The 23892-nt window shown below is 59.2% G+C and carries 24 protein-coding genes; 17 read left to right on the top strand and 7 right to left on the bottom strand.

Annotation, left to right across the window (positions count from 1 at the left end; translation table 11 throughout):
* Window positions 1–65 precede the first annotated feature (65 nt).
* Both rpmA and rplU read right to left on the bottom strand, forming a co-directional pair.
* Window positions 66–344 carry a 50S ribosomal protein L27 gene (rpmA, locus tag E5K02_RS15085; RefSeq protein WP_135395897.1) on the bottom strand — a complete coding sequence of 93 codons (279 nt, stop codon included), beginning with the start codon at window positions 342–344 and terminating at the stop codon, window positions 66–68.
* A gap of 108 nt (window positions 345–452) precedes the next feature.
* Window positions 453–758, bottom strand: coding sequence for a 50S ribosomal protein L21 (rplU, locus tag E5K02_RS15090; RefSeq protein ID WP_135395899.1), 306 nt, complete (start codon window positions 756–758; stop codon window positions 453–455).
* A gap of 479 nt (window positions 759–1237) precedes the next feature.
* Between rplU and E5K02_RS15095 the strand changes: the two genes are divergently transcribed.
* A complete protein-coding gene (locus E5K02_RS15095) occupies window positions 1238–2197 on the top strand; it encodes a ribonucleoside-diphosphate reductase small subunit (protein ID WP_135395901.1) in 960 nt (319 codons plus the stop codon).
* 267 nt (window positions 2198–2464) lie between these two features.
* Entirely contained in the window at window positions 2465–3121 is a 657-nt protein-coding gene (locus E5K02_RS15100) for a DUF6624 domain-containing protein (protein ID WP_135395903.1), read from the top strand.
* Between the two features lie 50 nt (window positions 3122–3171).
* Here E5K02_RS15100 and E5K02_RS15105 read toward each other — a convergent pair whose 3' ends face one another.
* The gene (locus E5K02_RS15105) at window positions 3172–4686 is read right to left on the bottom strand and encodes an RCC1 domain-containing protein (protein ID WP_135395905.1); all 1515 of its coding nucleotides are present in this window, start codon (window positions 4684–4686) and stop codon (window positions 3172–3174) included.
* A gap of 463 nt (window positions 4687–5149) precedes the next feature.
* Between E5K02_RS15105 and E5K02_RS15110 the strand changes: the two genes are divergently transcribed.
* From E5K02_RS15110 to E5K02_RS15125, 4 genes are all read left to right on the top strand, one after another.
* Window positions 5150–7528 carry a ribonucleoside-diphosphate reductase subunit alpha gene (locus E5K02_RS15110; RefSeq protein WP_135395907.1) on the top strand — a complete coding sequence of 793 codons (2379 nt, stop codon included), beginning with the start codon at window positions 5150–5152 and terminating at the stop codon, window positions 7526–7528.
* A 63-nt stretch (window positions 7529–7591) separates the two neighbouring features.
* Window positions 7592–8422 (top strand): DUF3800 domain-containing protein, encoded by an 831-nt coding sequence (locus tag E5K02_RS15115; RefSeq protein ID WP_135395909.1) that lies wholly within the window; start codon window positions 7592–7594, stop codon window positions 8420–8422.
* 244 nt (window positions 8423–8666) lie between these two features.
* The gene (locus E5K02_RS15120) at window positions 8667–9095 is read left to right on the top strand and encodes a hypothetical protein (RefSeq protein WP_135395911.1); all 429 of its coding nucleotides are present in this window, start codon (window positions 8667–8669) and stop codon (window positions 9093–9095) included.
* Between the two features lie 300 nt (window positions 9096–9395).
* Window positions 9396–10091, top strand: a complete 696-nt coding sequence (locus E5K02_RS15125) for a hypothetical protein (protein ID WP_135395913.1) — start codon at window positions 9396–9398, stop codon at window positions 10089–10091.
* Between the two features lie 175 nt (window positions 10092–10266).
* Here the strand turns inward: E5K02_RS15125 and E5K02_RS15130 are convergent, their stop codons facing one another.
* The gene (locus E5K02_RS15130) at window positions 10267–11961 is read right to left on the bottom strand and encodes a T9SS type A sorting domain-containing protein (protein ID WP_135395915.1); all 1695 of its coding nucleotides are present in this window, start codon (window positions 11959–11961) and stop codon (window positions 10267–10269) included.
* A 209-nt stretch (window positions 11962–12170) separates the two neighbouring features.
* Here E5K02_RS15130 and E5K02_RS25580 point away from each other — a divergent pair, with 209 nt between their 5' ends.
* Window positions 12171–12320, top strand: coding sequence for a hypothetical protein (locus tag E5K02_RS25580; RefSeq protein ID WP_167856420.1), 150 nt, complete (start codon window positions 12171–12173; stop codon window positions 12318–12320).
* A gap of 403 nt (window positions 12321–12723) precedes the next feature.
* Complete coding sequence (locus E5K02_RS15135) at window positions 12724–13248, top strand: ferritin (protein WP_135395917.1); 525 nt, start codon at window positions 12724–12726, stop codon at window positions 13246–13248.
* 80 nt (window positions 13249–13328) lie between these two features.
* Here E5K02_RS15135 and E5K02_RS15140 read toward each other — a convergent pair whose 3' ends face one another.
* On the bottom strand, window positions 13329–13757 hold the full coding sequence (locus tag E5K02_RS15140) for a hypothetical protein (RefSeq protein WP_135395919.1): 429 nt from the start codon (window positions 13755–13757) through the stop codon (window positions 13329–13331).
* Window positions 13758–14262: 505 nt separating this feature from the next.
* Here E5K02_RS15140 and E5K02_RS15145 point away from each other — a divergent pair.
* A complete protein-coding gene (locus E5K02_RS15145; RefSeq protein ID WP_135395921.1) occupies window positions 14263–14871 on the top strand; it encodes a glycosyl-4,4'-diaponeurosporenoate acyltransferase CrtO family protein in 609 nt (202 codons plus the stop codon).
* Between the two features lie 115 nt (window positions 14872–14986).
* On the opposite strand, the gene E5K02_RS15150 is transcribed toward E5K02_RS15145, so the two are convergent.
* Both E5K02_RS15150 and E5K02_RS15155 read right to left on the bottom strand, forming a co-directional pair.
* Entirely contained in the window at window positions 14987–15868 is an 882-nt protein-coding gene (locus E5K02_RS15150) for an SDR family oxidoreductase (protein ID WP_135395922.1), read from the bottom strand.
* 111 nt (window positions 15869–15979) lie between these two features.
* On the bottom strand, window positions 15980–16909 hold the full coding sequence (locus tag E5K02_RS15155; protein ID WP_135395924.1) for a helix-turn-helix domain-containing protein: 930 nt from the start codon (window positions 16907–16909) through the stop codon (window positions 15980–15982).
* A gap of 167 nt (window positions 16910–17076) precedes the next feature.
* Here E5K02_RS15155 and E5K02_RS15160 point away from each other — a divergent pair, with 167 nt between their 5' ends.
* The 8 genes from E5K02_RS15160 (at window position 17077) to E5K02_RS15195 (ending at window position 23891) form a co-directional block, all read left to right on the top strand.
* The gene (locus E5K02_RS15160; RefSeq protein ID WP_135395926.1) at window positions 17077–17775 is read left to right on the top strand and encodes a hypothetical protein; all 699 of its coding nucleotides are present in this window, start codon (window positions 17077–17079) and stop codon (window positions 17773–17775) included.
* 233 nt (window positions 17776–18008) lie between these two features.
* Entirely contained in the window at window positions 18009–18662 is a 654-nt protein-coding gene (locus E5K02_RS15165; RefSeq protein ID WP_135395928.1) for a T9SS type A sorting domain-containing protein, read from the top strand.
* 197 nt (window positions 18663–18859) lie between these two features.
* Complete coding sequence (locus E5K02_RS15170; protein WP_135395930.1) at window positions 18860–19468, top strand: hypothetical protein; 609 nt, start codon at window positions 18860–18862, stop codon at window positions 19466–19468.
* A gap of 223 nt (window positions 19469–19691) precedes the next feature.
* The gene (locus E5K02_RS15175) at window positions 19692–20954 is read left to right on the top strand and encodes a M48 family metallopeptidase (protein WP_135395932.1); all 1263 of its coding nucleotides are present in this window, start codon (window positions 19692–19694) and stop codon (window positions 20952–20954) included.
* A gap of 169 nt (window positions 20955–21123) precedes the next feature.
* A complete protein-coding gene (locus E5K02_RS15180; RefSeq protein WP_135395934.1) occupies window positions 21124–21927 on the top strand; it encodes a DUF6597 domain-containing transcriptional factor in 804 nt (267 codons plus the stop codon).
* 74 nt (window positions 21928–22001) lie between these two features.
* Entirely contained in the window at window positions 22002–22631 is a 630-nt protein-coding gene (locus E5K02_RS15185) for an NAD(P)-dependent oxidoreductase (protein WP_135395936.1), read from the top strand.
* A 12-nt stretch (window positions 22632–22643) separates the two neighbouring features.
* Window positions 22644–23153 carry an anthrone oxygenase family protein gene (locus E5K02_RS15190; RefSeq protein ID WP_135395938.1) on the top strand — a complete coding sequence of 170 codons (510 nt, stop codon included), beginning with the start codon at window positions 22644–22646 and terminating at the stop codon, window positions 23151–23153.
* 138 nt (window positions 23154–23291) lie between these two features.
* Entirely contained in the window at window positions 23292–23891 is a 600-nt protein-coding gene (locus E5K02_RS15195) for a DUF4269 domain-containing protein (protein WP_167856421.1), read from the top strand.
* Window position 23892: the final 1 nt, after the last annotated feature.

Consider the following 23892-nt stretch of genomic DNA (forward strand, 5'->3'; position numbering starts at 1 on the left):
GGATAGCCCGGCAGGACTATCCCTTTTCGATAGCAAAGCAGCTTCGAAGAGCCGCTAAACGCTAGTTAAGCAGCAGCTTCAGCTGTTTCGGTAACCGGAACAACCGTCACGTACGAACGGTCCTTGCGGCCCTTGCGGAACTGTACCGTGCCGTCAACCATAGCGAACAGCGTGTGGTCCTTGCCGATACCCACGTTCTGACCGGGGTGGTGCTTGGTGCCGCGCTGACGCACGATGATGTTACCAGCAATGATATCTTGACCGCCGAAGATCTTCACGCCCAAGCGCTTAGAATGAGATTCGCGGCCGTTGTTGGAGCTACCTACGCCTTTCTTGTGTGCCATTGTATTTAGTACTTAGTGCTTGGTTATCAGTGCTTAGAATGTCGCGTTAGAGCCGAGCGACGCTGGAGGAGTTACTCCAGGCACCAAGCACTAACAACTAAGCCCTAATTAGCCGATGCTGTTGATCATTACTTTGGTGAACTGCTGACGGTGACCGTTCAGCTTCTTGTAGCCCTTGCGGCGCTTCTTCTTGAATACCAATACCTTGTCGCCCTGCACGTGCGACAGAATGGTACCGGTTACGGTTACGTCCAGCGTGGGCGAACCTACGGTGATGGTGCCATCACTGTCGGTCAGCAGGGCTTTGCCCAGCTCTACCGTATCGCCGACGTTGCCAGCCAAACGGTGGGCGTATACAAATTTATTGGCTTCGACCTTGGTCTGTTTCCCGGCTATGTTGACAATTGCGTACATCGGCGTCTTCGCGGTTTCTGAAAAATGGAAGGCAAAAGTAGAAGTTCTATTCTACAAAACCAAACCTAACTCACTAATCGTCATTCAGTCGGCTTACCGGACGCTGATTCTGACGCCGGAAATCTATGGCGTCAAGTCCCTTAAGGAACGCCTGAGCGGGCACACGCATAGCAAATTTGTGGATAAACTAAATTGTCCACAGGTAAAATGTGGATAACTTTTCTAAAATCGGGTCATTTGCCTTCTTTTTGCCCCATTTTGAGTCGAAGGCGCCTTGTGGAAATCTTTAGGCTATACAGAAAAAATAGCGGAGAAAAAACGTGAATGAGGTTCGGCCGGGGTTTATATTTGATGCTTCGATCTGGCTGAGCCGCCCGAAAAAACTGCCAAACATTTCCTGTTGGCGCCGGGTTGGCTAGCTGTTCTTCCTGCCCGTTCAGGTTTTGTTAGAAGATCTTTCCACGCCTTACTTCCTTGCTATGGAACCCTTGCTCGTCGAGAATCCCAACCGCTTCGTGCTCTTCCCCATCCAGAATGACGATGTGTGGCAGATGTACAAGAAGGCCGAAGCCTCCTTCTGGACGGCCGAAGAAATTGACCTCTCTCAGGACCAAAAGGACTGGGACAGCCTCAACGACAACGAGAAGCACTTCATTTCGCACGTGCTGGCTTTCTTCGCCGCCTCCGACGGCATCGTGAACGAGAACCTGGCCGTCAACTTCATGCAGGAAGTGCAGATGCCCGAGGCCCGCTGCTTCTACGGTTTCCAGATCATGATGGAAAACATTCACTCGGAGACTTACTCCCTGCTGATTGATACCTACATCAAAAACCCCCAGGAGAAAGACCGCCTCTTCAACGCGCTGGAAACCGTGCCTTGCGTGAAGAAAAAGGGCGAGTGGGCCCTGAAGTGGATCAACTCCGAGAACTTTGCCGAGCGCATCATCGCCTTTGCCGCCGTGGAAGGCATCTTTTTCTCGGGCTCGTTCTGCTCCATCTTCTGGCTCAAGAAGCGCGGCCTGATGCCCGGCCTGACGTTCTCTAACGAGCTGATTTCGCGCGACGAAGGCCTGCACTGCGACTTCGCCTGCCTGCTCTACAGCTACCTGCAAAACAAGCTCAGCGAGGAGCGGGTCCACAGCATCATCCGCGACGCGGTGAGCATCGAGCAGGAATTTGTGACCGATGCGCTGCCCGTGAACCTGATTGGCATGAACGCCAAGAGCATGGCCCAGTACATCGAGTTTGTGGCCGACCGCCTGCTGGTGAGCCTGGGCTACAGCAAGATCTACAACTCGACCAACCCCTTCGACTTCATGGAAATGATTTCGCTGCAGGGCAAAACCAACTTCTTTGAGAAGCGCGTGGCCGAGTACCAGAAGGCCGGCGTGATGAGCGAGCGGACCGAAAACGCCTTCTCCCTCGACGAAGACTTTTAAGCCGCTTCAGCTTCGATTTTCAAGCCCGGCCCATCCGCATGGTGGCCGGGCTTTTTTGTGCGGTGCAGGAAATGGTGGGCTACCGCTACCCACACAGCCTCCGGATGCTGAGTGGCTGCTTTGCCTACCGCTGGAAGTAAGGCACCAGATGGTCGGGGCGTAATTTATCTTCTATAGCCAGGGCATTACATCAGGCCCTGATGGCGTTACTCCCGGGCGTCGTATGGCAAGTCCTATCCGGTTGACGCCGCCGTTACAGCATTACCGATGAAAACAGCTGCCCTACTGAGCCTCGGCCTGCTGGCCACGGCCGTTGGCTGCGGGCAGAAAGCCTCCTCTCCAAAGTTGCCAGAGTTAGCGGGGGCCGCCGCAGGGAAGCTTAACCAGCCGCTGCAAAAGGAACTGGAAGAAATCTACGCCCGTGACCAAGGTGTGCGGCAGAACGTGCGGGCCATGATGGAGAAGTACGGCTACAAGTCGCCGCAGATGGACTCCCTGCACCGGGCCATGCAGCGCATCGATTCCTTAAACCTGCTGCGCGTGACGGCCATAATTGACCAGTATGGCTGGCCGGGCAGGAGCCTGGTCGGCTCCGAGGGGAGTGTCACGGCCTTCCTGGTCGTGCAGCACTCCAACCTGGCCACCATGCAGCAATACGTACCCTTGATGCGGGCCGCCGCGGCCCAAGGCGAACTGGACTACGCCAGCCTGGCCCTGGTGGAAGACCGGATTCTGACTTACCAGAACAAGCCTCAGCTTTACGGCAGCCAGTTGCGCAGTAACCCGACAACGGGCAAGATGGAATTTTTCCCCATCGACGATGAAGCCCATGTGGACGAGCGCCGGGCCCGGATGGGCCTGGGCCCCCTAGCCGAGTATGCCCAGAGCTTCGGTCTGGATTACAAACCCGGAAAAAGTAAATAACCGGCTGCTTCAATGCCGTTGAGCGCCACCGAGGCGAGGCGAGGCCAGCCCTATTCGGTATGCGCCAGCCGCACCACGCGCCGCCCTTGTTCGGTTGTCAACGTCAGGAAGTACACCCCGGCCGGTAAAGGCGGCAGGCCCGCAAGCGTCACCTCATTTTCGCCGCGCTGCATAGCAATGCGCCGCGTGACCATCGTTTGGCCCACGGCAGTATGCAAGGTCACCGTCGCCGGGCCGGCGGCGGGTGCTTGGGCCGTTAGCCGGATCAGGTTTGTAAAGGGATTGGGAGCTACCCGCAGAGCAGCCTTGGTCAGGTCTTGGGGCAGCTCACTGGCCAGCGGAGCACTACAGTTGCGGACAAAGCAGCTGTTGTTTTGGGTAGTGCCGTCCCCTAGCTGGCCGCTGTAGTTGTAGCCCGCCGTGTATACCTGCCCGTCGGAAGCCAGGGCCAGGGAATGGTTGTGCCCACAGGCAACCTGCACCCAGGTCTGGCCGGCGGGCGGGGCTACCCGGGCGGGCTGAGTCAGGCTCGTAGTGGTTCCGTTCCCGAACTTTCCGTAGTCGTTGCCACCCCAGGCGTAGAGCCCCCCATCGGAGCACACAGCCAGAATATGCTCATAGCCCACACTCACCTGCGTCCAGCGGTGGCCCGTGGGCGGGCTTATCCGCCGGGGTACGAGCCGTGCCGAGGTAGTCCCATCCCCGATCTGGCCGGCGTAGTTGTTTCCCCAGACGTAGAGAGACCCATCGGAGCAGAGCGCCGCCGAGTTCCAGAACCCGGCCGCTACCTGGGTCCAGCGCAGACCGGCCGGGGGAGCTATGAGCACCGGGGTAGCGCGCTGTATGGTGGTACCGTCGCCGAGTTGGCCGTCCCGGTTGGCGCCCCAGGCATACAACGAGCCGTTGGAATTCAGGGCCAGAGAGAAGTTGTAGCCAGCCGCCACGGCCATCCAGCTGCCCGCCGGAGCCGTTACCACCTGCCGCGCCAGCGTCAGCGTAGTCGTACCGTTGCCCAGCTGCGCGTAGTAATTATCCCCCCAGGTATAGAGGGTCCCGTCGTTGCACAAGGCCAGGGTGTGCCCAAAACCGGCGCTGACGTTTACCCAGGTTTTGCCACTAGGCGCCGCAACCAGTTGCGGTGTGCTATACTGGCTTCTGTCATTGTCGCCGTGCTGCCCGTAGCCCCCACTGCCCCACGAGTACATAGCCCCATCGGTAGTCAAGGCAGCGGAACGGAAGTCGCCGGTCATAACGTGCGACCACACCTTACCACTGGGCGGCGGAATGAGAAAGGGCGTGAGTTGGCGCCCGGCGGTGCCATTGCCTATTTCCCCGGAGCGGTTTTCCCCGTGCGTGGCAATGAAGCCATTGGCCAGCAAGCTGATGCTGTGGCCATACCCTGCAGCCACCTTCTGGCCGGCCCGGCTCGGCTGGGCCCGGAGCGGATGTGGGCCCCCAACCAAGCCCAGCACCAGCGCCGTCAGGCTCCCCACACGCTTCCAGGTCAGGCTTCTTGTGCGCAGCTTGTGGGTAGCAGTGCTCCAGGTAGTAAAGGTTAACGTCATGTAGGAAGAATGGAAGTGGGCTGAAACAAGGGGTTCGGCTGTCGAAGATACAGGCGGACTTCGGCCCCGACTAATCCGGCTGCTTCTTTTGTAGGGGGCCGGTAGTTCTACCGGGCCTGGGGCGGCCGGATTTGCTTCCCACCGGTGCTTATTCTGGCCCCAGCCGGTGGCACGAGCCTACCCCGACAATACCGAATCTGCGGGACATTGCCAACCCGATTTCCGGGCGCATTCTGGCCCTATATAGTGAGGTGCTAATCACGAAAAAGGGCCTGAACAGCACCATTTTAGCCTAATGTGGAAAACTTCTAAACTCTAAGCTTGTCCTACCCAGCGGAAGCCGATAACTTCCGCTTCAAGAAAGCCGGAAAAGTTCCCGGCCGCCCTTGCTTTTGCACGTAGTCCCCGCCCTTTCACGGCGTGGTGTATTCTATCCATAAATCCAACACAACCTCGCACGCTTATGCTGGTAATCAAACGCGACGGCCGCCGCGAATCCGTGAAATTCGACAAAGTCACGGCACGCATCGAAAAGCTCTGCTACGGGCTCAATCAGAACTTTATTTCCCCGATTGAAGTCGCCAAGAAGGTCATTGATGGCATCTACGACGGCGTGACGACCGTGGAGCTCGACAACCTGGCGGCCGAAACCGCTGCTTCGCTCACCACCAAGCACCCCGACTACGCCATCCTGGCGGCGCGCATCGCGGTGAGCAACCTGCACAAGGTGACCTCGAAGTCGTTTTCGAGCACCATGAAGCGCCTCTACACCTACGAGGACCCCAAGACCGGCGAGAATGCCTCGCTGATTGCCAAGGACGTGTGGGAAACCATCCACAAGCACGCCGCTACCCTGGACTCGGCCATTATCTATGACCGGGACTACAGCTACGACTACTTCGGCTTCAAGACCCTGGAACGCTCGTACCTGCTGCGCGTGGATGGCAAAGTAGTGGAGCGCCCCCAGCACATGCTCATGCGTGTCGCCATCGGCATTCACAAGGAGGACATCGACTCGGCCATCGAGACCTACAACCTGATGTCGGAGCGGTGGTTTACCCACGCGACGCCCACGTTGTTCAACGCCGGCTCGCCCAAGCCCCAGCTCAGCTCCTGCTTCCTGCTCACGATGAAGGACGACTCCATCACGGGCATCTACGACACGCTGAAGAACTGCGCCCAGATTTCGCAGTCGGCCGGCGGCATTGGTCTGAGCATTCATAACGTGCGCGCTACGGGCTCCTACATCAAGGGCACGAACGGCACCTCCAACGGTATCATCCCGATGCTGAAGGTGTTCAACGACACGGCCCGCTACGTAGACCAGGGCGGCGGCAAGCGCAAAGGCGCCTTCGCCATCTACATCGAGCCCTGGCACGCCGATATCTTCGACTTCCTGGACCTGAAAAAGAACCACGGCAAGGAAGAAAACCGCGCCCGCGACCTGTTCTACGCCCTCTGGACGCCCGACCTGTTCATGAAGCGCGTGGAAGCCAACGCCGACTGGACGCTGATGTGCCCCAACGAGTGCCCCGGCCTGGGCGACACCTGGGGCGAGGAGTTCGAGAAGCTCTACGCCAAATACGAGAAGGAAGGCCGCGGCCGCCGCACCGTGAAGGCCCAGGACCTGTGGTTCGCCATCCTGGAAAGCCAGACCGAAACCGGCACGCCCTACATGCTCTTCAAGGACGCTGCCAACAGCAAGAGCAACCAGCAGAACCTGGGCACCATCAAGTCGTCGAACCTGTGCACCGAGATTATGGAGTACACCGACGAGAACGAAATTGCCGTCTGCAACCTGGCTTCCCTGGCCCTGCCCCGCTTCCTGAAGGAAGAAGGCGGCCACCTGGTGTTCGACCACCAGAAGCTCTACGAGGTGACCTACCACGCCACCAAGAACCTGAACAAGGTAATCGACATCAACTATTACCCCGTTCCGGAAGCCGAAACCTCCAACCGCCGCCACCGCCCCATCGGCCTCGGCGTGCAGGGCCTGGCCGATACCTTCATTGCCCTGCGCATGCCGTTTGAGAGCGACGAAGCCAGCGGCCTGAACAAGGACATCTTCGAAACCATCTACTTCGCGGCCATGACGGCCTCCAAGGACCTGGCTAAGAAGGACGGGCACTACGAAACCTTCCCCGGCTCGCCCCTGAGCAAGGGCAAGTTCCAGTTCGACCTCTGGGGCGTAACGCCCGAGTCGGGCCGCTGGGACTGGGAAAGCCTGCGGGCCGAGGTAATGGAGCACGGCGTGCGCAACTCCCTGCTGGTGGCTCCTATGCCGACGGCTTCGACGGCCCAGATCCTGGGCAACAACGAGTCGTTTGAGCCCTACACCTCCAACATCTACGTGCGGCGCGTGCTCAGCGGGGAGTTTATGGTGGTGAACAAGCACCTGCTGAAGGACCTGGTGAAGCTCGGCATCTGGAACGAGCAGATGAAGAACGACATCATTGCCGCCAACGGCTCGGTGCAGAACATCGACCGGATTCCCCAGCACATCAAGGACCTGTATAAGACGGTATGGGAGATTTCCCAGCGCCGCATCATTGATATGTCGGCCGACCGGGGCGCCTACATTTGCCAGAGCCAGAGCCTGAACCTGCACGTGCAGAACGTGAACTTCGGCAAGCTGACCAGCATGCACTTCCACAGCTGGAAGAAGGGCCTCAAAACCGGCATGTACTACCTGCGCACCAAAGCCGCCGCCGACGCCATCAAGTTCACGGTGCAGAAGCAAGCCGCCGAAACCCTGGAGCCCCTCAACGCCATGGCCCAGAACGCCTCGGACATGGCCTGCTCCCTGGATAACCCGGACGCCTGCGAGGCCTGCGGTTCTTAATTAGAAGGATATTTAAATCATGGAAAAGGAGGCTTGAGCCTCCTTTTCTACTTTCTACTTCTTATGGAATACCGAATCTATTGCGACGAATCGGTCAAAGACGGTAAGTTCTTTTCTAACTTTTATGGAGGCGTTCTAGTGCGTTCCCGAGACTTGAAACGCGTAGAAAAAGCCATAAATAAAGTCTGTGATGACCATCATTTCAATACAGAGATTAAGTGGCAGAAGGTTACCGCTAATTATTTAGATAAGTATATAGCCCTTATGGACACCTTCTTTGATTTGATGGAGGCTGACCTAGTTAAAGTGCGAATCATGTTTACTCAAAATGCAAACAGACCTCTAAACTTGTCAGATGAGCAATTGCAGAATGAGTATTTCATTCTCTATTATCACTTCTTTCACCACGCTTTCGGTCTACAGTACAGCAACACAACTGGTAAGCCCCTGTATGTAAGAGCATATTTTGATCAGTTACCGGATACCCTGCCTAAACGCCAAGCATTCAAAGAATACATTAAAGGCCTGCAGACCAAACCCGAATTTCGCTTAGCGCATATTAGATTTCGTAAAGACGACATCACCGAAGTTGATTCAAAGACTCACCGTCTGCTACAATTCTTGGATGTAGTGCTTGGCAGTATGGCTTTTAGACTAAACGACAAACACCTTGAAAAGCCAGATGGTGCTAGACTACGAGGCAAGCGAACAGTTGCCAAAGAAAAACTTTACAAGCACATCAATAACCGGATCCGCCGCATACTTCCTGGCTTCAATTGCGGAATCTCTACTGGCTTACGAGGAAGTTTAGAGAACAACTGGACTCATCCGTACCGACATTGGCTTTTCGTGTCGAACGATAGAGAGGTAGATAATACACAGTATAAAAAATAGAAAAAGCTCCGTTCTCCCTACATTAACTTCCCAAGTGGAACTTGGGCGTTCGGGAGCTACAGAGCTTTTCTGTCGCAAAGATGTAGGGATTGTTGCGAATTCCTACAAATATTTTTGTAAAAACGCAGTGGCCCTCTATTTGGTTTCTCCTACCGGCGCGTGCCCCTCGCGGCAAAGCCGCTTCACGTAGTTGTAACTCGGCACGGCCGAGCGACTGCCGAGGCAGCAGCAATATTGGTTTCAGATGAAGCAGTTCTACTTAGTACTTACTAGCCTGATAGTAGCAAACGGCTGTAAACCGATACAATCCCTTCAACTGCCAACTAGGTGCAGCAGTATCGAGAGCTTCGATTTGACACGCCGAGAAGAAAAGGCCCTTTCGAAGTTCATCTCCGAGCAAAACCATACTAGCTGGCTAGTCGATATCCGCAGGCCGGATGTTTGCCTCACGGAAGTAGCAGGTACAAACCATGTCGGCCTGATTAAGATTGAGAGTGCCGCTTCTTCCCACTTTACAGCGCAATACTTTATCAAGGGCCGTTCGAGTATTTCCACGATAAAGCTGGAAGAAGGCCAAACCGTGGTAAACGTAAAAGTAGCTCTCGCGCAGCATCAGGGCGACTTTAGTGCCGAAGAAGCAAACCGCATCGTCAGTTATTTCGAGCTTAAATAACTTCCCGGCTGGCGAGCGACTGCCGGTAGGAAGTCCCCTGTCCTCTCCAACGAATGTTTCCAAGCCTGGCTGCTGCCCCGAGGCTTGGAAACTTTTGTTTCAGTGCTCCTCTACTCCCCTGGAGCATCAAAACAATCGTTGGAAGGCCCCGGGGGAGTAGAGGAGCTACTAGTTTTTTGTTTCCGGGCTCCTCTGCTCCCCCGGAGCTTAGCAATACTTGTTTCCGGGCTCGGCTACTGCTTGCCAGTATACAAGCAGAACGGTATATTCCTGAAGTTGTATCCTTTACCTCAATTATCTATGTCCACTAACCCTATTGAGTCGGCTGCTACGCCGGCCAAACCGGCTAAGCCCGCCAACCGGGCCAGCCAACTACCCACCTCCGCCATTGCGCTGGCGGAAGTAGCCACCAACGCCGCCAAAGCGTGGCAAGCCTCCGAGCTGCCGGCGCTACTCTGGCTCACCAAGGCCGACTTTGCCGCCCAGGCCGCGGCCTTCGCCGACAGCCGCGACAAGGCTGATGCCGCCGGGGATGCCCGCACCCCGCAAGCCAAGCGCCTGAAGGCCCTGGACAAGATGCTCGACAAAAGCCTGACCTACGTGAAAGGCTACCTGGCCGAAGCCAACGACGACAAAACGGCCTACTACGGGGAGTTCGGCATCGATAAGATGGGTAAAAACTACCGGCTGCCGATGGCCCGCACCGAGCGGGTGAAGGCCCTGGATAAGCTGCTGCTGGCCCTCAAGGCCCACAAGTTCGACAAGAACAAGTACGGCACCGCCCACTGGGAACCCTTGGTAGAGGAGTATAAGGAACTGGTAAAGGACAGCACCGCTGCCACCGGGCAGCGCAGCGGCAAGGTCAGCGCCAAGGACCAGGGCGAGGAGCAAGTCCGCAAGGCCCTGCGCGCGTTGATTCACCACATCAAGGCCCAGTTCCCGGATACGTTTGAGGCCAAGCTGCGGGAGTTCGGGTTTCAGAAGGAGAGCTACTAGCCTGTCCGCTGGACCTTTCTTCGCCTTCTGTTATGCAGAATGCAGCGTAACGGAGTGAAGGACCTTCCTGCCTTATCCCACCGCTGCTCCTGCCAATGTGCCAAAGCCCTTTCCTACCGGCGTAGGAAAGGGCTTTGTGCATGGGTACCAGCCGGGCCGGGGATTCATACCTATCCTAGTACACAATCAGGGAGTGGGCCGCCCACTGACCGTCGGCCTCCAGGAGCAGCGTGTAGTGGCCGGCGGCCAGACCGGCCAGGTGTAGCTCCGGGCGCAGGCCGTTGGTGAGCGTCAGGGCGCGGGTTCTGACCACTTGCCCCACCGTGTTGAGCAGCTTGAACACTACCGGAGTGGCCTTTGGTATCAGGGGCAGCTGCATGGTAACGCTGGTGCGGGCGGGGTTCGGGTACAGACTTACCTCGGATAGCAGGGTCTTGGTGTCCGTGGTAGGAGTTGCATCGGCGAGCAGGGCCAGAAAGCCCCGCCGCGTTCCTCCCCCCGTACTTACTGGCAGGCTGCCAAAGGTATTGAACGCCTCTATCTGACCTGCGACGTATACATTGGCTCCGCTTACGGCCACAGCATATGCATAATTGCTACTGCCTGAACCATCTGCTTTCCGGGCCCACGTAAAATCGCCAGTGGCGCCGGCGTCGGTGAGCCGGGCCACGAACAGTTCGGTGCCCATGGACGAATGTGCCCCGGTTCTGGCTAAGCTGGTAGTACCAAAGCGGGCCGTGGTGCTGGCCAAGTAGCCGGCTACGTACACGTTGCTCCCACTTACGGCTAGGGCATAAGCCGATTCTTCACCCGCGCCCCCGCCCCGGGCAATCCATACCGGGGCACCGGCCTGGGTAAGCTTGGCAACCATCACATCATAGCTACCGGCCGGACTTGAACTGCTGGAGCCAAAGGGCAACTGGAAGCTCGACGAGCTACCGGCCAGATACAGGTTGGCGCCGCTCAGGGCCAGCGCCCTGGCCCGGTCAACCCCCGTGCCGCCGAGTTGCTGCGTCCAGCTTACGTTGCTGGTCGTCCCGGTATCCGTCAGCCGGACCACAAAGACGTCGGAGCCGCCGGCGCTGCTGAACACCTTGTTTCCAATGGCTAACGTTGGGCTGGACGACGTTACGGCGAAGTACACGCTGTTACCCTCGGTCACCAACGCGTCTGCCTGGTCGAAATCGGAGCCACTGAGGTACTGCACCCAGGTAAAGGAAGCCGTAGTGCCTGCGTCGGTGAGCTTGGCCACGAAGGCATCCGTGGTGTAGGTATCGGAGGAAGCATTCCGGAAGGTGAAAGCGCCAAACTGAGCCTTGTCGCCATTGGTATGCCCGGCCACATATACGCTGCTGCCGACGCAGGCTACCGCCGTAATATATTGTCCCCGGGTCCCGCCGATGCGCTCGGCCCAGACAAAGCGGGCCGTGCCGCCCTGTTCGGTAAGCTTGGCCACAAATCCGTCGGTTGTATAATCGACGCTGGTGCTGCTGAGTACGATAGAGCCGAAGGTGATGGTGGAGCTGGCAAATTGTCCGGCAATGTAAATGTCGTTGCCGTTCAGCGTTATGGCCGTAGCCTCGTTGTCGAGGAAGCCCTGCGCCTGCTGCACCCACAGGAAACGCCCCGCAGCCGGACTCCATTTTGCCACGAATATGCTGTTTCTCTCACTCGTCAGCGTGATTGAGCCAAAGCCGGCCTTGCCCGCAAACGTGCCGACCATATACACGTTGCCACTGGCATCGGTAGTAGCAGCTTTTATCTGCGAGCCGTTGCCCACCGGGCCACTAATTCCAGCTACGGCCTGCCAGTCGGGGGCCTGCGCCCAGGCTTTGGGCTCCGCAACCAACGCCCAAACGACCGTAAACAAATAGATAAAAAGAGTACTGTATCTCATAACCAGGCAGAAAGTTGAGCTTTGGGCAAGTACAAAGGTCTTATTTTATGCCGGCAACTAAACAGTAAATCAGCCCCTACACTATACTCATAAGCAGACGGTCCTTGGCCGGGTCGTATCAGAAAGCTGACGCCCGGAAAAACTCGGTCGGCGTGTTCGTTTTGGTGCAGTCCGCGCTATACTTGCTTCGTTGCGGGCTGCCACTCCAGGACCAGGGTGAGGAGCAGGTTAGCAAAACCCTGCGGGCCCTGATTCACTACATCAAGGCCCAGTTCCCGGATACGTTTGAGGCCAAGCTCCGGGAATTCGGGTTCCAGAAGGAAAGCTACTAGCCCGTAGTGCGGCTACGGCAGCTCATTTCTGCGGCTGTCATCCTGAGCATTAGCGAAGGACCTGCCTCCATGTTCTGATAACACTCGTTCGGTGTGCAAAGCCCTTTACTGCCTTGGTGGTAAAGGGCTTTTGTGCGTTGGTAGCAGGCTGGGTGGGGCACAGGAGGTAGGTCCTTCGCTTTGCTCAGGATGACAAGCGGGAAAAGGACAGCGTAGAGTGAGGTCAGTAGGGCCGGCAGGGGCAGAAGGCAGCCGAAGGAGCAGATGGGCCCTGGCGGGGCACACGAGAGGCGGCCGGCTTTGCTAGTCCGGGAATTTGCGGGTTTTAGGAGTCTGGGCTGACGGGGGTTGAGCCTAAACCTGTAAATTACCTGCTCACACTTCTTTCCCCCCGCTCCCGCTTATGCTGCCCCAACTCGTTCAAAACGCGCTTAACAAGCAAATTTTCATGGAAGCCCAGTCGTCGCAAGCCTACCTGGCTATGGCTTCCTGGGCCGAGATTCAGCCGGGCCTGGACGGGGTAACCAACTTCTTTTATCAGCAGAGCGACGAGGAGCGGGTGCACATGCTCAAGCTGATTCGGTACGTGAACGAGCGGGGCGGCTTTGCCCTGGTGCCGGCCCTGCCCCAGCCCGTGGTTACGTTTCAGTCGTTGAAGCGGGTGTTCGAGGACTTCTTGAAGCACGAAATTGCCGTGTCGGAGAGCATCAACGAGCTGGTGGGCCTCACCCTGCAGGAGCGCGACTTTGCCACCCACAACTTTTTGCAGTGGTACGTGTCGGAGCAGCTGGAAGAAGAAGCCCTGGCCCGCACCCTGAACGACAAGCTGGAGCTGGTCGGCGACGACAAGAGCGGGATTTATATGTTCGACAAGGACATCATGCTGTTTCGGGGCAACACCGCCGCCGATGGTGCCAATGGCCGCTAGTAGGCTGGGGGCTACCAGCCACCGCCGCCACCTCACAACCACGCCGCCCGAAGAAATTCAGGCGGCGTTCTTATGCTACCTCAAGGCGTAGCGGGCTGACCCAGCAACCACTGCTGGGCATCAGCCTCGCGCTCGAAGGAGCGGTACACCAGCGGCAGGCCCAGCACCTGAGTGGTAATAAAGGACGTGGCCAGCCGCACCATTACCTCCGTCGATACCACCACGGCTCCGTGGCGGTAGCCGCCTTCCTGGACGGCCAGCGGCAGCCACTGCTGGGCTATCCACTGCTGCTCGGCCGCCGTGAAGGGCGGCATTACCCGCTGATCGACCAGGATCCGGCTCCAGTTGAACCGCACCAGGGCCAGGCGCATGTGGGTGAATACCGCCTGAGTTTCTTCCAGCCGCCGCTCCTGGGCGCTCCAGCTAACCCGCAGAAAGCCCTGCGGGTCCTGCAGCAAGCGGGCAGCAGTATTCTCAAAGTAAAGCTTAGGGGTGCGGGAGCTGGGCATTACCGGACAAATATACGGCCGGCCGATTCAATACTGCCCCAGGTGGCGCCGCGTTGGGCAGTAGCCCCGGTTGCCGGGAAACCCCGGCAGCTGCGGAAAGCTGGCAGCTGGCATCCGCTTATTCTGTAGCTTCGGTTAGCGCGGGTGCGGGCCTGGGTGGCCTAATAACCCGGCGGCCCCGGCCCCCACCATCATCCTGTCTGGCCTAACCACCGAGTAGCGTTTCCCTGCATGATTCTGGCCTCGCTCGTGATATTGGCGAAGTACGGGGCCACGCTTGGCCTACTGTGGTGGCGGTGTCGTCCTGTACCCGTGCTGCCCCGCTGGTGCTGCGGCTGAATCGGCGGCGCACGGCTTCCCTCCTGGCTGGGCCCAACCGAGTACATGCCGGGTTGGAACATACCGACGCTGGCTAGCTTGCTGGCGTAAGCCAGGACTACTTCCTCGAATCGCCCGGCAGCTAGATACGCAACGGCAGCCCGGCTTGCTGCCCAACCGGTGCCTTATGACGAACTCCCCGAAACCCGCCCTGCCTTCGGCCGCCGTGCTAGCCGGCTACAACGCCGTACCCAGCGTGCTGTGGTCGGTGCTGGGGCTGCTGCCAGTGAGCCTGTTTTGCTACCAGCACATGGCCAGGCCCTGGCTATGCGGACTGTTGGGGGTAAGCCTGCTGGTGTATGCGCTGCCCCGGGCCTGGTTCGGGTGGTGGCAGCTTAGCCACGCGGTGCGGCCGTATCAGCGGCTGGGCGTACCGCTGGTCAACCTCTTTACCCAGCACGGCGGGCTGGTCAATGCCCTGCTGCGGCGCCGCTACCCGCAGTACCGCCACGTCCGCAACCGGGCTACGCTGCGGGCATTGGTGACCGGTAGCTACCATATGGAGCGGTTTCATCTGGCCCTGCTGGTGTTTTTCGCCTTGGCGAGCTTTTACGCGCTGGGGCGGGGCTACGCGGGGTGGGCCGCGCTGATTCTGGTTACCAACGTGGGCTATAATCTGTACCCGGTCTGGCTACAGCAGTACTTGCGCCTACGCCTACCAACCGCTTCCGTGCCCCGCCCCCCTGCTGCCCCCGGAGCTACGCCCCGCAGCGCGCCACCGGAAGACGAGCGGTAACAGCCTACCGGCCCAGCATTTACCGCTCCATTGGCTATACCCTACGCCTGCTTTCGTATCGACGAGGCCCAGGCTGAGGGCCTCTGCCCTGATGACGCAAAAGCTGGCGTAGTGCTTACTGCGCGAAGTAGTGCCCCTGCTCCAGGTCGTCAAACAAGCTGGGGTGGGTGGGTTCCCAGCCCAGGCGCTGCTGAGTCAGGGCGCTGGAGGCCGTCAGGCCCAAGCCCACGAAGCGACTCATCCAGCCGAAGTGCTCGGGAGCTTCCTCCGCCGTTTTGGATACCACCGGCACGTTGAGGTGGCGGCCGATAAGGGCAGCTATGTCGCGCAGCCGGATACCTTCATCGGCTACGCCGTGGTACCGGGCCCCAGCCGTGCCCTGTTCCAGCGCCAGGCGGTAGAGGCGGGCCGCATCCAGGCGGTGCACGGCGGGCCAGCAATTGAGCCCCTCGCCCACGTAAGCCGACACGCCCTTCTCGCGGGCAATGTTGATGAGCGTCGGCACGAAGCCGTGGTCATTCCGGTCGTGGACGGAAGCCGACAGGCGTATCACCATGGCGCGCACTCCCTGCTCTACCAGCTCCAGGGCCGCCGGCTCCGACAGCCGGTGCAAGGCCGTGAGGTTATCGTCTTCGGTGACGGGACGGCCCAGGTTGAAGCCCGCCAGCCCGGCCGTGACGAGCAGGGGCCGGTCGGAACCGGCCAGGACTTCGCCCAGCGCGGCAATGGCCTGCCGGTCAGTTTGCCCAGCCGTTTCATAGGCCGAGAAGTCGTGGTTGAAGGCCGTGTGGATGACGCCGCCGGCCGCCTCAGCTCCGCGTCGCAGACTATCGAGGTCTTCGAGCGTACCATGGTGCACTTCGGCTCCCGCGGCCAGCAGGGCCTGGGCCCCGGCCTCGGAGCGGGTGAGGCCGAGCACCTGGTGGCCCGCGCCGAGTAATTCCTGAACAATGGCTGAGCCGATAAAGCCCGTAGCGCCGGTTACGAAAACACGCATGGTATGGTCCTTTGAAAGTGAGGGCACTATTTACTTCTCAAAGGTCCGGGACGCGGGCGGCGGCGGCATTGCGCGAGTCAAACCATCTACTGTATCATTCAAACAATAGCCTTAGCTACGGAAGTCGCCGGGGGTCAGGGAGGTCTGGCGCTTGAAGAAGTTGCAGAAGTGGGCCACGTCGGCAAAGCCCAGGCTGTCGGCAATTTCGGAGACGGTCCAGTTGGTTTGCTTCAGCAGCATCTTGGCTTCCTGGGCCACCCGGCCGCCAATCAGCTCAGTGGTGGTATGGCCGGTGGTGTCTTTCAGCACCCGGTTGAGGTGGTTGACGTGCACGGCCAGCACATCGGCGTAGTCCTTGGCCGTGCGCAGGCGCAGCTGCTGCTGGGGCGTAGCCAGGGGAAACTGTCGTTCGAGCAACTCCCCAAACAGGACCGTAACCCGGGCCGAGGCACTGTGCGCCGGGGCCGGCGCCGGCTCGGGGTGCAGCTTCTGCCCCCGGTGAATCAGCTCCCAGAGGTAGGTGCGCAGCAGGTCGTATTTATAGGTATAGGCAGAAGCAATTTCCTCGGCCATTTTCTCAAAAATAGCTTCAACAGCCGCGTATTCGGCGTCCGTTACTTCCAGCACGGGTGTGCTGCCCGGCTGAAAAATGGGCAGCTCTTCCAGAGCTACCCCTCCCTTGGCCGGCAGCAGAAAATCTTCGGTGAAGATGCAGAAGTAGCCCGTTTGGTTTAGGTCGTGGGGTTGCCAGCGGTAGGGCACCCGGGAGGAGGCGAACCACAAGCCATTACGCTCGACTTCCACGGCCTTGTCGGCATACTCGACCAGGCTACGGCCCCGGATCAGGCTGAGCTTGTAGAAGGCCCGCCGGTCGAACGTCATATGGGGCTTGTTGGGGTAAGTGCGCATCAGGTCCGACACCCGGAAGATGTTGAAGTGCCCGATTTCCCGCTCCGCAATGGCCCCCGGCGCCGGACTAGCCGCTACGTCGGGCATGGTGGCGAACTTGGCATAGAAGGCTTCGAGGGAGTTGGGCTTCATCCTGAGCAGCTGTAAAATTCAAAGCCAAGGTACAGCTTCTCGGCTTGTCTTTTGGATACAGACATTGTTTCCTGCAAGCCCGGCCCTGCTGGCTGCCCCCCTGGCCAACGCAGAGCCGACGGGTTGCGGCAGCGGAGCTTCGGACGCGAAGCCATACATTGCAGCCTATGAATATAAAAGCATGGGCCATGCCCTTTCTGCTTTCACTCGGCGGGCTTACCGGCAGTTGCGGCAGCTCGGCTACGGAAATTCAGGCTGAGGCCGGTGTTACCACGCCAATGCCCGCTGCGCCCGCCGCAGTTACCCCGGCAGCTTGCCGCCTGCCCGTTTACAACATCAGTGCAGAAAAGGAGCGGCATCCGGAAAGTCAGCGGCTCTCGGATGCGGTGGTAGCAAGGCTGGCGAAGCAGAACCCGCAGCTGCCCCACGTATTCGCGGAGTATAACCACCGCTGGAACCTGTACGCCCTGGATACCGTGCGCTGCCAGGGCTTTCTGCTCGTTCCCATGTTATACCAGGAGTACGACTATTACGCCGACATCTACTACCTGACGCTTACCCCCGACGGACGCAAGGTGCTGGACTGGGCTGTAGTGGCGGCCACCGGTGGCGACGAGGGCTGGAAGGCCACGGCCCAGATGCAGCAGGATACCGACGGCCGCCTGCGCGTTACCGCTACCGTGCAGGATACAGAAGGCGGCGACAGCTACGTGCCCGTTTCCCGGGACTCCGTCGTGGTGGCCTACGCCCTGACCCCCCGAGGCCGCATCGTGCGCACCCTGCTCGACAGTGTGCACAAAGACCTGCCCAAGCTGACCGAAGAAGAATATTTTAAGCTTTCGGCTTCGGCAGACAGCGCCCCCTAATCCTCCGAGGCCCCACACTGCTATTCGGGAGCCGACTCCTGCAAGCTTACTGGTTTAAGTTCGCTAGCGAGCAGCTTGGGGTGGCAGCTCCGGCCGGCCGCTGGAAATTAATTCATAAAACAAGCTGGAAAGAAGCGTAAAAATCGAGCGAAAACACACTCACACAGCTTGCAATTCAAGTTTTGTTGCGTTATTTGTTGCTCTATTAATTCACTTTCTCTAACTCCCACAACATGAAAAATTTTACGCGCGCATTTTTCTTTCTGGTTGCTTTCCTGCTGACGGCTTCCGTGAGCATGGCCCAGGCTACCTACCCCACGGTGGGCATCATCGGCTCGGCTACCGCCAAAGGCTGGGATGCTTCTACGGCTATGACGGCCGGCACGGGTGCTAACAACCACCAGTGGACGATTACGCTGCCCCTGACAGTTGGCGAAGCGAAGTTCCGCGCTAACGATGCCTGGACCGTAAACTGGGGCGCCAACACCTTCCCCGCTGGCGTCGGTACCCAGGATGGCCCAAACATTCCGATTGCCACGGCTGGCAACTACACCGTAACGTTCAACGACATCACCGGTGCTTACCAGTTCACCCGCATCACCTCGACGGCTAACCAGCTGCAGAACACGACGACCTTCAACCTGGCGCTGCTGCCCAACCCCGCCAGCGAAACGATGCGCGTAGCATACGACCTGCCCACGGCCACCACGGCCGCTGTTTCGGTGCACAACCTGCTGGGTCAGTCGGTACGTGCGCTGACGGCTGTACGTCAGGGTGCTGGTCAGCAAGAGCAGCGCGTTTCGCTGCAGGGCCTCACCGCCGGCATCTATGTAGTGCGCCTCCAGGCTGGCACGCAGGTGCAGACGGCTCGCCTGTTGGTGAAGTAGTCTTCTCGACCAGGGCCCGAGCCCACTTCTTTGTAACCGAGGCATCCGACTTGTGCGGATGCCTCGGTTTTTTTACGGCTGTTTGTGAAGTTGTTAGCAGCATGCCCGTTGGTTCAGGCACTCCCGTTGTGCCTTGGTAAGCTGGGCTGGCATTATTTTTCGATTGGTATCCTAACAACACTTCTTTATCTACTTGTATGAAATACACCCTTACGCATTCCTTATTCCTAGGCCTCTCTCTGTTACTGGCTACCGGCTGCGACAAAGAAGACGAGCAAGACCCGACCCCCGAGCCCCTACCCGAGCCCACCGTTGTTTACAACCGCTCGATAGTGTACGCCGACAATGGGCAGCGCCGGGATACGGTGTTCCAGGCCAAGCAAGTTGTGGCGACTTCCATCCAGAACAAGACTGATTTCTATGTGCGCGTGGCTCCAGCCACCTCCTCGGAAACGGTGAGCTTCATCCTCGACCGGACCAAGATCAAGGCCTCCCTGGTAGGCAGCTACACGCTGAAGAACATGAAGAACTTTGACGTGCAAGACGCGGACGTCACCTACTCGTATCGGTTAGCCGAAAATCTGGGTGGGGGCACGGTTCTCTTCTTTAGCAAGGGACAGAATCTTACCGGGAACCTTATCATCACGGCCTACGACGCTAAGCGGCAGTTGCTCAGCGGCTCGTACGACGTCATCATGCCCGGCAACTACGACCCGACTGTGGCATACAGCAGCTTCCCCAAGCGGCGGTGTGATATTACGCTCCGGGGCAGCTTCACGAATATTCCGCTGAAAACGGAGGAGTAACCAACTGAGCCGGCCGTGGCTCAAGTACCGCTCTGGCTTCTATGACCAGGCCCGCGTTATCTACAACGCGGGCCTGGTCATTTTTTTAGCCGGCTTAAGAAAACACCCCAGGCAACCCGGACGGGTGCCCGGGCATCTGAGGGCTACAACATTACCCACGTAAGCAGTAGCTTGAGGCGGCTGCGTGAGTGGCCCACTGTACTTGTCGTCCTTACTCTTGTCTATGCCCCTTTTTACCAAACGGCTGCTCCTGGCGGCATCCTTGTTCCTGCTGACCCTGCCCGTGCTGGCCGCGGCACCCGCCGATTCGGCCGCTTTCAACGTGGAGGCGGCTACCCAGCACTACCTCAACACCCTGACGCCGGCCCAGAAAGCCAGCTCCGACGCCTACTTCGAGGGCGGCTACTGGCTCACCCTGTGGCGGGAGCTGTACGCGCTGGGCCTAGCGGCCGTGTTTTTGGTGCTGGGCCTCTCACCCCGCCTGAAATCCTGGACCCAGCGCCTTCCCACCAAGGTGCTCCCGACGCTGGCTTACATTGCCCTCTACCTACTGCTGGCACATGTGCTTACTTACCCGTTAAGCATCTACGACGATTACTTTCGGGAGCACCAGTATGGGCTGTCTAACCAGAGTTTCGGGCAGTGGCTATCCGACGATCTGAAGAGCCTGGCCGTATCAGTAGTGGCGGGCAGTGTGGTCATCCTGATCTTGTACGTGGCCATCCGGCGCACGGGGCGGCGCTGGTGGGTGTGGGCTACGGCGCTGGCGGCCATTTTTCTGGTTGTGCAGGTGTTTGTGTCGCCCATCTATATCCGGCCGTTGTTCAACAAGTACACCAACCTGCCGGCCGGCCCCGTGCGCGACCAAATCCTGAGCATGGCCCGGGCCAACGGCGTACCGGCCGATAACGTGTATCTGTTTGATGCCTCGCGGCAGAGCAAGCGCATCAGCGCCAACGTGAGCGGGCTGGGCAGCACCATCCGCGTGTCGCTCAACGACAACCTGCTTAACCGCTGCACGCCCGCCGAGGTGCAGGCCGTCATGGGCCACGAGCTGGGCCATTACGTACTCAACCACATTCCCAAGATGCTGATTTTCTTCGTCTTGATTGTGGGCCTGGGCTTGTGGTTTGTCGACTGGGCCTTCCACCGTCTACTGGGCCGCTACGGTGCCCGCTGGGGCATCAGCAGCATCGGCGACGTGGGCGGACTGCCGCTGGTAGCAGCTCTGTTCAGCGTATTCACCTTCTTTGCCCAGCCCGGCTTCAATACCATTATCCGGACCCAGGAACAGGAAGCCGATGTATTTGGCCTGAATGCCGCCCGCCAGCCCGACGGGTTTGCCTCCACGGCTATGAAGCTCTCGGAATACCGTAAAATTGACCCCAGCCCCTGGGAAGAAGCCATTTTCTTCGACCACCCCAGCGGCCGTACCCGGGTGCTGACGGCCATGCGCTGGAAGGCCGAACACCTACAGGACAAGTAAGAGAGCGGCTACCCGCGGCCAAGCCCGGCGCGGCTTCCGTACAAGGCAGTAGCCCGCGCACAGTAACAGACTGCGACTCTGTATCTTGCTTGCACCCTGGCCCTTTACCCCGGTGAGCATACGTGGGTAGGGCGTGTTTTGTAGTGGTTTGTCCAAGTACCCGCCGCTTATGTACTTCCAGCAATTTGCCCCGCCCGAACCTCTCCACCACCACGTCCGCTACTTCTGGACGCTGGAACAGCAAGAGGCCACGCCCAAAACGTTTCGCACCATTGCCGACGGCTGCCCCGGCCTGATTCTGCAGCACGCGACCGGCGGCGTTTCCGATGCGGAAGGCAAACCCTGGCCCAAGCTGCTGCTCTACGGCCAAGCCACGCAGGCCAGCACGCTGCAGACGCGGGGGCCATTCCGGCTGGTGGGCGCCTGCCTGTACCCCGGCACCGAACGGTCGATTTTCCACGTGAAGGCCGACGAACTGACCGATACCTGCCTAGACGTAGGCCTGCTTAGCGGGCCCGCCCGCCGCCTCACCGAGCACCTTCTTGCCCCGGCCCCGCTCCCGGCTCAGCTCGCCGGGCTGGCGCAGGCGCTGCTGGCCGCGCTACGCACTCCAATGGCTCCCCCCGACCCCGGCATTCAGTATGCGCTGGCCCAGATTCTTCGTACCCAAGGCAATATTGCCTTGCCCGCACTCCAGGCCACGCTGCCGTTTTCGGAGCGCAGCTTTCAGCGCAAGTTCAAAGAGCACGTCGGCTTGTCGCCCAAGCTGTTTGCCCGCATCTGCCAGTTTCAAAGCTCCCTTGGCCAGCTGCGGGCCATGACCTACGACAAGCTTTCGGACCTGGCTTTTGCCAACGAATACGCCGACCAGTCGCACCACATTCGTTCCTTTAAGGAATTTGCGGGGGTATCGCCGGGGCAGTATATCCACCACACCCAACAGGTGCTGGACAACCTAACGGAGGTGCGGTAAGCCAACTTGGCGGTTTTGTTCTATTTCCCGGGAGCCGGAAACCGGTGCTTTGTAGAACACTACAAGCAAGCACCATGAACCTACTCATCTTTGGAGCCACCGGCGGCACCGGCCGCCAGCTCGTACTTCAGGCCCTCGAAGCGGGCCACCACGTCACGGCCTTTGTGCGCACTCCGGCCAAGCTGGCCTTGGCGCACCCACAGCTTCGCCTGGTGCAGGGCGACGTGCTCGACTATGCCGCCGTACTGGCTGCCATGCCCGGCCACGACGCGGTGTTGTCGGCATTGGGGGCCCCGGCTACCCGGAAGGAGGCCGTCCGCTCGACCGGCACCCGCCACATTCTGCGGGCCATGGAAGCCTGCGGCCTGCAACGCTTCATCTGCCTGACTACCCTGGGCATGGGCGACAGTCGGGCAGCGCTACCCTTTACCTACAAGTATTTTATCGTGCCGCTGTTTCTGCGCAGTGCCTTCGCCGACTCGGAAATACAGGAGCGTTACATCCGGCAGAGCCCCGTAGCGTGGACCATTGCCCGCCCCGGCACGCTCACCAATGGAAGTCGCACGGGCACCTACCACCACGGGTTTGCGGCCACCGCTACCGGGCTTAAGATCAGGATTTCGCGGGCCGATGTGGCCGACTTCATGCTGCGGCAGCTACACGAAACTACCTACCTGCGGCAAGCGGCCAGCTTATCGTACTAACCCTTGCCTCCCATGCCTCTCAAACCAATGATACTAGCCCTGGCTACCACGACCACGGGGCTGGTGACGGGTGTCTTCTACGGCTTCTCGGTAGCAATAAATCCTGCCTTGGCCCGCTTGCCCGACAGGGACTACATCACCACGATGCAGATCATCAACAAAGTGATTCAGAATCCGCTGTTTGCCGGCAGTTTTGTGGGCGCCCCGCTGCTTTTGCCCTGGGCTACGGCCTTACACATGCGCCGGCTTTACTCCCGGCGGGTGGTTTTGCTGGGTGCCGCTACCATGGTTTATACCGTTGGAAGCCTAGGTGTGACGCTGGCTGTCAACATCCCACTCAACGAACAGCTAGCCGCTTTTCCAACTGCCCGAGCAACTCCGGCTGAAACTGCCGCGGCGCGGACTGCTTTTGCTACGCCCTGGAACCGCTGGCACCTGGTCCGGACGCTGGCCAGCACGGCGGCATTTCTACTGACCATAGGAGCCTGCCTCTGCCCACCATCCGCACCACGGGCTACCTGAGCAAGGGCTTTGCTGCCGAAAATGAAAAAGCAGCCTTCTCTTCATTGCTGGCTGTGGCATAAAGAGAAGGCTGCTACGGCAACTATCTTTGTCCGGACCGGCACCGTAGTCACTACTCGTCCGCCAGCAACCTACTATATGCCCGATTGGCGCGACCTCACTTATCTACAAACCGGCACTACCCGGCAGCAGCAGGCATTCCGCGCCATTGCCCGCCTGGGTATTGTATCGACCCTACAGAACTACACGCCCATACTGGCTGGTACTATTCCGCTGGCCATTGACCTGCCCGGCAGCGACCTGGACATTATCTGCGAGGTGCCCCCGGCGGCCTTGCCCGAGTACCGGCAGCTACTGCAGCGCCACTACGGCCACTTTCCCGACTTCGCCCTCACCGAAACCACGCTTCAGGAGTTTCCCACTATCGTATGCAGCTTCAGGGCCGAGGGCTTTATCTGGGAAGTCTTCGGGCAACCGCAAGCGTCGGTTTTACAAAACGCGGTACGTCACCTCATTGTGGAACATGCGGTGCTCGAAGCAGGTGGGCAGGCATGGCGCACCGCCGTGCGGCAGTTGAAGCAGGCGGGGCTGAAAACCGAACCCGCTTTTGCCCAGCTTCTGCGCCTGCCCGGCGACCCCTACGCAGCCTTGTTGACGTTAGAAGGTAAAACGCCGCGGGAGCTACAAGCCCTGCTACCGGATTTGCGCAGCGCAGAAAGCCCCGGGGCCCGGCAATAAG

It is taken from the genome of Hymenobacter metallicola (assembly GCF_004745645.1).
In the GTDB taxonomy this organism is placed as follows: Bacteria; Bacteroidota; Bacteroidia; order Cytophagales; family Hymenobacteraceae; genus Hymenobacter; species Hymenobacter metallicola.

What these genes read in the sequence shown, in the direction of transcription:
- E5K02_RS15095 (WP_135395901.1), top strand. Translation starts at nt 1,238, where the DNA reads ATGGAACCCTTGCTCGTCGAGAATCCCAACCGCTTCGTGCTCTTCCCC.
- E5K02_RS15105 (WP_135395905.1), bottom strand. Translation starts at nt 4,686, where the DNA reads ATGACGTTAACCTTTACTACCTGGAGCACTGCTACCCACAAGCTGCGC.
- E5K02_RS15195 (WP_167856421.1), top strand. Translation starts at nt 23,292, where the DNA reads ATGCCCGATTGGCGCGACCTCACTTATCTACAAACCGGCACTACCCGG.
- E5K02_RS15120 (WP_135395911.1), top strand. Translation starts at nt 8,667, where the DNA reads ATGAAGCAGTTCTACTTAGTACTTACTAGCCTGATAGTAGCAAACGGC.
- rpmA (WP_135395897.1), bottom strand. Translation starts at nt 344, where the DNA reads ATGGCACACAAGAAAGGCGTAGGTAGCTCCAACAACGGCCGCGAATCT.
- E5K02_RS15155 (WP_135395924.1), bottom strand. Translation starts at nt 16,909, where the DNA reads ATGAAGCCCAACTCCCTCGAAGCCTTCTATGCCAAGTTCGCCACCATG.
- E5K02_RS15150 (WP_135395922.1), bottom strand. Translation starts at nt 15,868, where the DNA reads ATGCGTGTTTTCGTAACCGGCGCTACGGGCTTTATCGGCTCAGCCATT.
- E5K02_RS15145 (WP_135395921.1), top strand. Translation starts at nt 14,263, where the DNA reads ATGACGAACTCCCCGAAACCCGCCCTGCCTTCGGCCGCCGTGCTAGCC.
- rplU (WP_135395899.1), bottom strand. Translation starts at nt 758, where the DNA reads ATGTACGCAATTGTCAACATAGCCGGGAAACAGACCAAGGTCGAAGCC.
- E5K02_RS15140 (WP_135395919.1), bottom strand. Translation starts at nt 13,757, where the DNA reads ATGCCCAGCTCCCGCACCCCTAAGCTTTACTTTGAGAATACTGCTGCC.
- E5K02_RS15170 (WP_135395930.1), top strand. Translation starts at nt 18,860, where the DNA reads ATGAAATACACCCTTACGCATTCCTTATTCCTAGGCCTCTCTCTGTTA.
- E5K02_RS15180 (WP_135395934.1), top strand. Translation starts at nt 21,124, where the DNA reads ATGTACTTCCAGCAATTTGCCCCGCCCGAACCTCTCCACCACCACGTC.
- E5K02_RS15125 (WP_135395913.1), top strand. Translation starts at nt 9,396, where the DNA reads ATGTCCACTAACCCTATTGAGTCGGCTGCTACGCCGGCCAAACCGGCT.
- E5K02_RS15175 (WP_135395932.1), top strand. Translation starts at nt 19,692, where the DNA reads ATGCCCCTTTTTACCAAACGGCTGCTCCTGGCGGCATCCTTGTTCCTG.
- E5K02_RS15100 (WP_135395903.1), top strand. Translation starts at nt 2,465, where the DNA reads ATGAAAACAGCTGCCCTACTGAGCCTCGGCCTGCTGGCCACGGCCGTT.
- E5K02_RS15110 (WP_135395907.1), top strand. Translation starts at nt 5,150, where the DNA reads ATGCTGGTAATCAAACGCGACGGCCGCCGCGAATCCGTGAAATTCGAC.
- E5K02_RS15185 (WP_135395936.1), top strand. Translation starts at nt 22,002, where the DNA reads ATGAACCTACTCATCTTTGGAGCCACCGGCGGCACCGGCCGCCAGCTC.
- E5K02_RS15165 (WP_135395928.1), top strand. Translation starts at nt 18,009, where the DNA reads ATGAAAAATTTTACGCGCGCATTTTTCTTTCTGGTTGCTTTCCTGCTG.
- E5K02_RS15135 (WP_135395917.1), top strand. Translation starts at nt 12,724, where the DNA reads ATGCTGCCCCAACTCGTTCAAAACGCGCTTAACAAGCAAATTTTCATG.
- E5K02_RS15190 (WP_135395938.1), top strand. Translation starts at nt 22,644, where the DNA reads ATGCCTCTCAAACCAATGATACTAGCCCTGGCTACCACGACCACGGGG.
- E5K02_RS15115 (WP_135395909.1), top strand. Translation starts at nt 7,592, where the DNA reads ATGGAATACCGAATCTATTGCGACGAATCGGTCAAAGACGGTAAGTTC.
- E5K02_RS15160 (WP_135395926.1), top strand. Translation starts at nt 17,077, where the DNA reads ATGAATATAAAAGCATGGGCCATGCCCTTTCTGCTTTCACTCGGCGGG.